The sequence below is a fragment of the Kribbella albertanoniae genome (assembly GCF_004348455.1).
In the GTDB taxonomy this organism is placed as follows: domain Bacteria; phylum Actinomycetota; class Actinomycetes; order Propionibacteriales; family Kribbellaceae; genus Kribbella; species Kribbella albertanoniae.
On sequence record NZ_SMKA01000409.1, the window covers coordinates 1 to 5,525 of the forward strand.

A 5,525-nucleotide genomic window follows, 5' to 3' on the forward strand; every position below is an offset into this window, starting at 1 on the left:
GGTGGGGAGGCGCGTCAGCGTGGGGTGGTGAGTAGTTCGGGGCGGCCGATTTGCAGGAGCAGGGACGCGGTGTCGAAGTAGACCCGCTCGAGCGTGATCCGGTCGCCGGTGAAGAAGAACACCGCGATCACCGGCACCCGGAACGCCTTCCCCGTCGGCGGGAGCCCGTAGAACTCGCCGAGGTTCGTCCCGAGCAGGTCGAACTCGACGATCACCGAGTCGGCCGCTGCATGGAACCGGACGTTGTCGTGCCGCTGGTCGGGGAACGCCGTCCGGGTCAGCGTGTAGTACGCCATCACCTGCTCGGCGCCGTCGAACCGCTGCCCGGTCGGCACGATCTCGTACAACGGATGCCCGTCGAACGTCGCCAGCGTCAGGTCGAACTCCTGCGTCACCTCGGTGTCCATGTGCTCCCGGATCACCGCGATCCGCCGCGCAGCGAGGTCAGCGTCCACACTCAAATCCATGCCAGGCAACCTACCCGGCGAAGGCGATGTCAAGAACCGGCCCAGGCCTCCGACGTACCCGTGAAGGCCTTCGCCGAAGGCTCCGAGCAGGAGACGAACCATGGAAGCTCTGAGCGTCCTCATTGTCACCAAGCAGGTCAGAGACGACATTCGGCACGCGCAGACCGGCCGGGACACGCCAACCCGGTGGGAGCCCAAGCCGCGCCGTACGATCGCCGCCGCCGCGTGGCGATGGGTCCGTACGGCGCTGTCGCGTCAGCCGGTCGGCGCGTCCGCGCGCAACAAGCCGGCCGACTTCAGGTCGGACCAGAGCGCCGCGGGAATCTCCGCCTGATCCAGCGATGCGTTCACCCGCACCTCGTCAGCGTTCCGGCAGCCGATGGCGATACCGGCGACCGCAGGATGGAAGCGCGGGAACGCCAGTGCCGCCGCGGGCAGGGTGACGCCGTGCGACTCGCACACGTCGGCCAGCTGGTTCGCCTTGGCGATCAACGCCTCGTCGGCCGGGGCGTAGTTGAAGGTCGCGTCCACCGCGGGCCGTGGCTGCGAGAGCAGGCCGGAGTTGAAGACACCGACGGCAACCACCTGTACGTCGTTCGCCAGGCAGGCGGGCAGTACGTCGTCCAGCCCGTCCGGATCGATGAGCGAATAGCGGCCGGCCAGCATGATCACGTCGAGATCGATCTCGGTGACGAACCGGGTGAGCATCGCGCTCTGGTTCATCCCGGAACCGATCGCCCCGATGACACCTTGCTCACGCAGCTCGATCAGCGCGGGGAAGGCGGTCCCGACGGCCTCGTCGTAGTGGTCGTCCGGGTCGTGCACGAAAACGATGTCGAGCCGGTCGGTACCGATCCGCCGCAGCGAGTCCTCGATACTGCGCAGCACTCCGTCCCGGCTGTAATCGAAGCGGCGGCGGCGCTTGCTGACGACAGCGAAGCCTTCGCCGTCCGGCGCCTCGGTATCGGCCTCGTAAATGATCCGGCCGACCTTCGAGGACAGCACATACTCGTCACGGGCCTTGCCCGCGAGCCCCCGACCAAGCCGCTCTTCGGCGATCCCGAGCCCGTAGTGCGGCGCGGTGTCGAAGTAGCGCCAGCCCGCATCCCAGGCTGCATGCACAGTGGCGATCGCGTCGGCCTCACTCACCTCGGTCCGCAGCCCGGCCAGCGGTGCACCACCCAGCCCGATCCTCGAGGAGTCGAAGATCTTCATGAGCGAGCCGCCGGAAGGCGCAGATTCTGCATGCCACCGTCCACGGCGATCGCCGTACCGGTGGTTGATCCGGCCAGTGGGCTGGCCAGGTACGCGATCGCCAGCGCGACCTCCTCGGCCGACACCAGCCGCCCCATCGGCTGCCGGGCCTCAAGGGCGGCCCGCTCGGCCTCCGGATCGGCGGCGGCGTCGAGCAGACGGCCGACCCACGGGGTGTCCGCGGTGCCCGGGTTCACGCAGTTCACCCGGATGCCTTCGCGGACATGGTCGGCGGCCATCGCCATCGTCAGGGCCAGTACGGCGCCCTTGCTGGCGGAGTACAGCGCGCGGTTCGGCAGCCCGGCCGTGGCGGCGATCGAGCAGGTGTTGACGATCGCGGCCGCGGACGACTTGCGCAGGTACGGCAGCGCGGCGCGGGTGACCCGGGCGATGCCGACCACGTTGACGTCGAACACGCGGTGCCACTCGTCGTCGTCGTTCGCCGCAACGTTGCCCTGGGCGCCGATGCCGGCGTTGTTCACCACGATGTCGATCCCGCCGAGCTTCAGCGCAGCCGCGGCGACCGCGGACCGCACCGACGCGTCGTCGGTGACATCGGCAGCGATCCCGGTCAGCGGCTCCGGTACGTCGGGCTTGAGGTCGAACACGGCCACCCGCGCGCCGCGAGCGGCCAGCAGTGTGGCGGCCGCGAGCCCGAGACCCGATGCGCCGCCGGTGACGACAGCCCGCAGGCCGGTCAAGTCGCTCACTGGTTCTCCTTCGTCAGATCGTTCCAGATCTTGCCACCCGGGAACCGGAAGTCGGTCAGCGTCTCGGCATCCATCTCGGCGCCGAACCCCGGCTTCACCGGTGCCACGTAGTGCCCGGCCCGGATCACGACCGGGTCCAGGAAGTGCTCGTGCAGGTGGTCGACGTACTCGATCACGCGGTCCTCGACCGACCCGCTGACCGCCACGTAGTCGAACATCGACAGGTGCTGGACCAGCTCACACAGTCCTACCCCACCTGCGTGCGGACACACCGGTACGCCGAACTTCGCGGCCAGCAGCAGGATCGCGATGTTCTCGTTCACCCCGGCGACGCGGGCGCTGTCGAGCTGCAGCACGGACAGCGAACCGGCCTGCAGCATCTGCTTGAAGACCACCCGGTTCTGGACGTGTTCGCCGGTGGCGACGCGGGTCGGCGCGATCGCCTTCGCGATGGTCGCGTGCCCGAGGATGTCGTCCGGACTGGTCGGCTCCTCGACCCACCAGACGTCGTACGGCGCCAGCGCCTCGATCCACGCGATGGCGTCGGCGACGTCCCAGCGCTGGTTGGCGTCGATCGCGATCCGGATGTCTGGGCCGACGGCCTCGCGGGCCAACCGCATCCGGCGGATGTCGTCGTCGAGATTCGCGCCGACCTTGAGCTTGATCTGGGTGAACCCGTCGGCCACCGCCTCGTGGCAGAGCCGAACCAGCTTGGCGTCGTCGTACCCGAGCCAGCCGGGCGTCGTCGTGTACGCCGGGTAGCCGTGCTCACGCAGCAGCGCCTCGCGCTCGCCCCGGCCGGCCTGGGCCTTGCGCAGGATCTCCAGCGCCTCGTCCGGAGTGAGCGCGTCGGTCAGGTAGCGGAAGTCGATCAGGTCGACGATCTGCTCGGGGGTCAGGTCGGACAGCAACTTCCAGAGCGGGACGCCGGCCCGTTTGGCGGCCAGGTCCCAGACCGCGTTGACGACCGCGCCGATCGCCATGTGCATGACGCCCTTCTCCGGGCCCAGCCAGCGGAGCTGCGAGTCGTGCACCAGCGACTTCCAGAAGGCGCCGAGGTCGTTCAGTGTCGCGTCCAGGTCGAGCCCGACGACGTGGTCCCGCAGCGCCTCGATGGCGGCGGTCTGGACGTCGTTCCCCCGGCCGATCGTGAACGCGAACCCGTGCCCTTCGAGTCCGTCACCGGCATCGGTGCGGAGGATCAGGTACGCGGCCGAGTAGTCCGGGTCGGTGTTCATCGCGTCGGAGCCGTCCAGGTCCAGCGAGGTGGGGAAGCGGACGTCGTACGTCTCTAACTCGGTGAAACGTGCCATGGAGTGACCCGATCTGGTGCGGAGGGCGGTCTGTCAGAAGGGATCCTATAGGATATGGGCTTGGTCGGCGAGGGGTCCGGACCGCCCCCACTCACTAACGCTGCGGAGTACCGGGTACCTCACGCCCAGCGGCTGCTGCCGGGACGGTTCGGCGGGAGGTTGATCAGTGGTGGCGGTCCGCCCTATACAGTCGTATCCGTGGATCTCCGCCTAGGTCAGCGCACCTTCCGGCCCGGCGAGTTCGCGGTGATGGCGATCGTGAACCGGACTCCGGACTCGTTCTTCGACCGGGGCGCGACGTTCGCGACCGACGCGGCGTACGCGGCGATCGACCAGGCGGTGGCGGACGGCGCCGACCTGGTCGACATCGGCGGGGTGAAGGCCGGGTACGGCGAACCGGTCAGCGAGGACGAGGAGCTGCGGCGGACGGTCGATTTCGTGGCCGGGATCCGGGAGCGGCACCCGTCGCTGGTGATCAGCGTGGACACGTATCGCAGCGGGGTCGCGCGCCGCGTGGTCGAGGCCGGGGCCGACCTGCTCAACGACACGTGGTCGGGGTCCGATCCTGACCTCGTGTACGCCGCGGCCGAGTTCGGCGCGGGTCTCGTCTGCAGTCACGTCGGTGGACTCTCGCCACGCACCGACCCACATCGGATGGCGTACGACGACGTGGTCGCGGATGTGATCAGTACGACGACTCGCCTGGCCGATCGCGCGGTTGCCGCCGGGGTGCGGCGGGACGGGATTCTGATCGACCCGACGCATGACTTCGGCAAGAACACCCTGCAGTCGCTCGAACTGACGCGCCGGCTGGACGAGCTGGCCGCGACCGGGTGGCCGGTGCTCGTTGCCGTGTCGAACAAGGACTTCATCGGCGAAACGTTGGAGCTGCCGCCGGGTCAGCGGGGGAACGGGACGCTGGCCGCGTTGAGCATCTCGGCGTGGCTGGGGGCCCGGGTGTTCCGGGTGCACGACGTACCGGCCGCGCGGCAAGCGCTCGACCTGATCGCCGTACTGCGCGGAACTGCCCAGCCCGCCGGAACCCGAAGGAGCCTGGCCTGATGCAGCAGCTGGACGAACTGTCGGACGACGACCTGATCGGCGTCTACCAGGTCGAGGACCGATCGGTACCGCACCTGCGGGCGAACTTCGTCAGCAGCCTGGACGGCGCGGTCGAGATCGACGGCCAGTCCAAGGCGTTGTCGAGCGACTCCGACAGCCGGGTCTTCAGCATGATCCGCCGGCTGGCCGATGTCGTCCTGGTCGGCGCCGGCACCATCCGCGACGAGGGCTACCGCCCGCTCCGGCTGTCCGCCGCGAGCCGCTCCTGGCGAACCGCTCAAGGGCTGGCCGAGAACCCGACCCTCGCGATCGTCTCCTCCCGCCTCGAGCTGAGCCCGGTGAACCCGGTCTTCCAGTCCGCCGAGCGCCCGATCGTCATCACCCACGAAGCCTCCCCGCCCGACCGCCGCGAGGCGCTGGCCGAGGTCGCGGACCTGATCGTCCTCGGTGCCGCTGAGGTCGACCTCGCCGCCGTCCTCAAGGAGCTGGCCGGCCGCGGCATGCCGCAGATCCTCTGCGAAGGCGGTCCTCATCTGCTGGGCGCACTGACCATCGCCGACCTGGTCGACGAACTCTGCCTGGCCCTGGCCCCCCTCCTCGCCGGCCCCGGCTCCGGCCGCATCACCGCCGGCCTCCCCACCACCCTCACCCGCCAACTCAAACTGGCCACCCTGCTCACCGCCTCCGACGACTACCTCTTCCTCCGCTACGTCCGGGAG

At 69.4% G+C, this 5,525-nt stretch carries 6 protein-coding genes; 2 read left to right on the plus strand and 4 right to left on the minus strand.

What is annotated here, in order from left to right:
- Window positions 1–14: 14 nt before the first annotated feature.
- The 4 genes from E1261_RS42900 to E1261_RS42915 all read right to left on the minus strand — a co-directional run bounded on the left by E1261_RS42900 (window position 15) and on the right by E1261_RS42915 (window position 3,744).
- A complete protein-coding gene (locus E1261_RS42900) occupies window positions 15–467 on the minus strand; it encodes an ester cyclase (protein ID WP_132415793.1) in 453 nt (150 codons plus the stop codon).
- Window positions 468–722: 255 nt separating this feature from the next.
- On the minus strand, window positions 723–1,682 hold the full coding sequence (locus tag E1261_RS42905) for an aldo/keto reductase (protein ID WP_132415795.1): 960 nt from the start codon (window positions 1,680–1,682) through the stop codon (window positions 723–725).
- Complete coding sequence (locus tag E1261_RS42910; RefSeq protein ID WP_132415797.1) at window positions 1,679–2,431, minus strand: SDR family NAD(P)-dependent oxidoreductase; 753 nt, start codon at window positions 2,429–2,431, stop codon at window positions 1,679–1,681. Before E1261_RS42910 ends, E1261_RS42905 begins: the two co-directional genes overlap by 4 nt.
- Entirely contained in the window at window positions 2,428–3,744 is a 1,317-nt protein-coding gene (locus E1261_RS42915; protein ID WP_132415799.1) for an L-fuconate dehydratase, read from the minus strand. Before E1261_RS42915 ends, E1261_RS42910 begins: the two co-directional genes overlap by 4 nt.
- Before the next feature lie 198 nt (window positions 3,745–3,942).
- On the opposite strand from E1261_RS42915, the gene folP reads away from it, so the two are divergent.
- Together folP and E1261_RS42925 are read left to right on the plus strand one after the other, a co-directional pair.
- Window positions 3,943–4,806 carry a dihydropteroate synthase gene (folP, locus tag E1261_RS42920; RefSeq protein ID WP_238176806.1) on the plus strand — a complete coding sequence of 288 codons (864 nt, stop codon included), beginning with the start codon at window positions 3,943–3,945 and terminating at the stop codon, window positions 4,804–4,806.
- The coding region (locus tag E1261_RS42925; RefSeq protein ID WP_132415801.1) for a pyrimidine reductase family protein at window positions 4,806–5,525 on the plus strand (720 nt) is incomplete at its 3' end. The genes folP and E1261_RS42925, both read left to right, overlap by 1 nt.

What these genes read in the sequence shown, in the direction of transcription:
- E1261_RS42900 (WP_132415793.1), bottom strand. Translation starts at nt 467, where the DNA reads ATGGATTTGAGTGTGGACGCTGACCTCGCTGCGCGGCGGATCGCGGTG.
- E1261_RS42905 (WP_132415795.1), bottom strand. Translation starts at nt 1,682, where the DNA reads ATGAAGATCTTCGACTCCTCGAGGATCGGGCTGGGTGGTGCACCGCTG.
- E1261_RS42915 (WP_132415799.1), bottom strand. Translation starts at nt 3,744, where the DNA reads ATGGCACGTTTCACCGAGTTAGAGACGTACGACGTCCGCTTCCCCACC.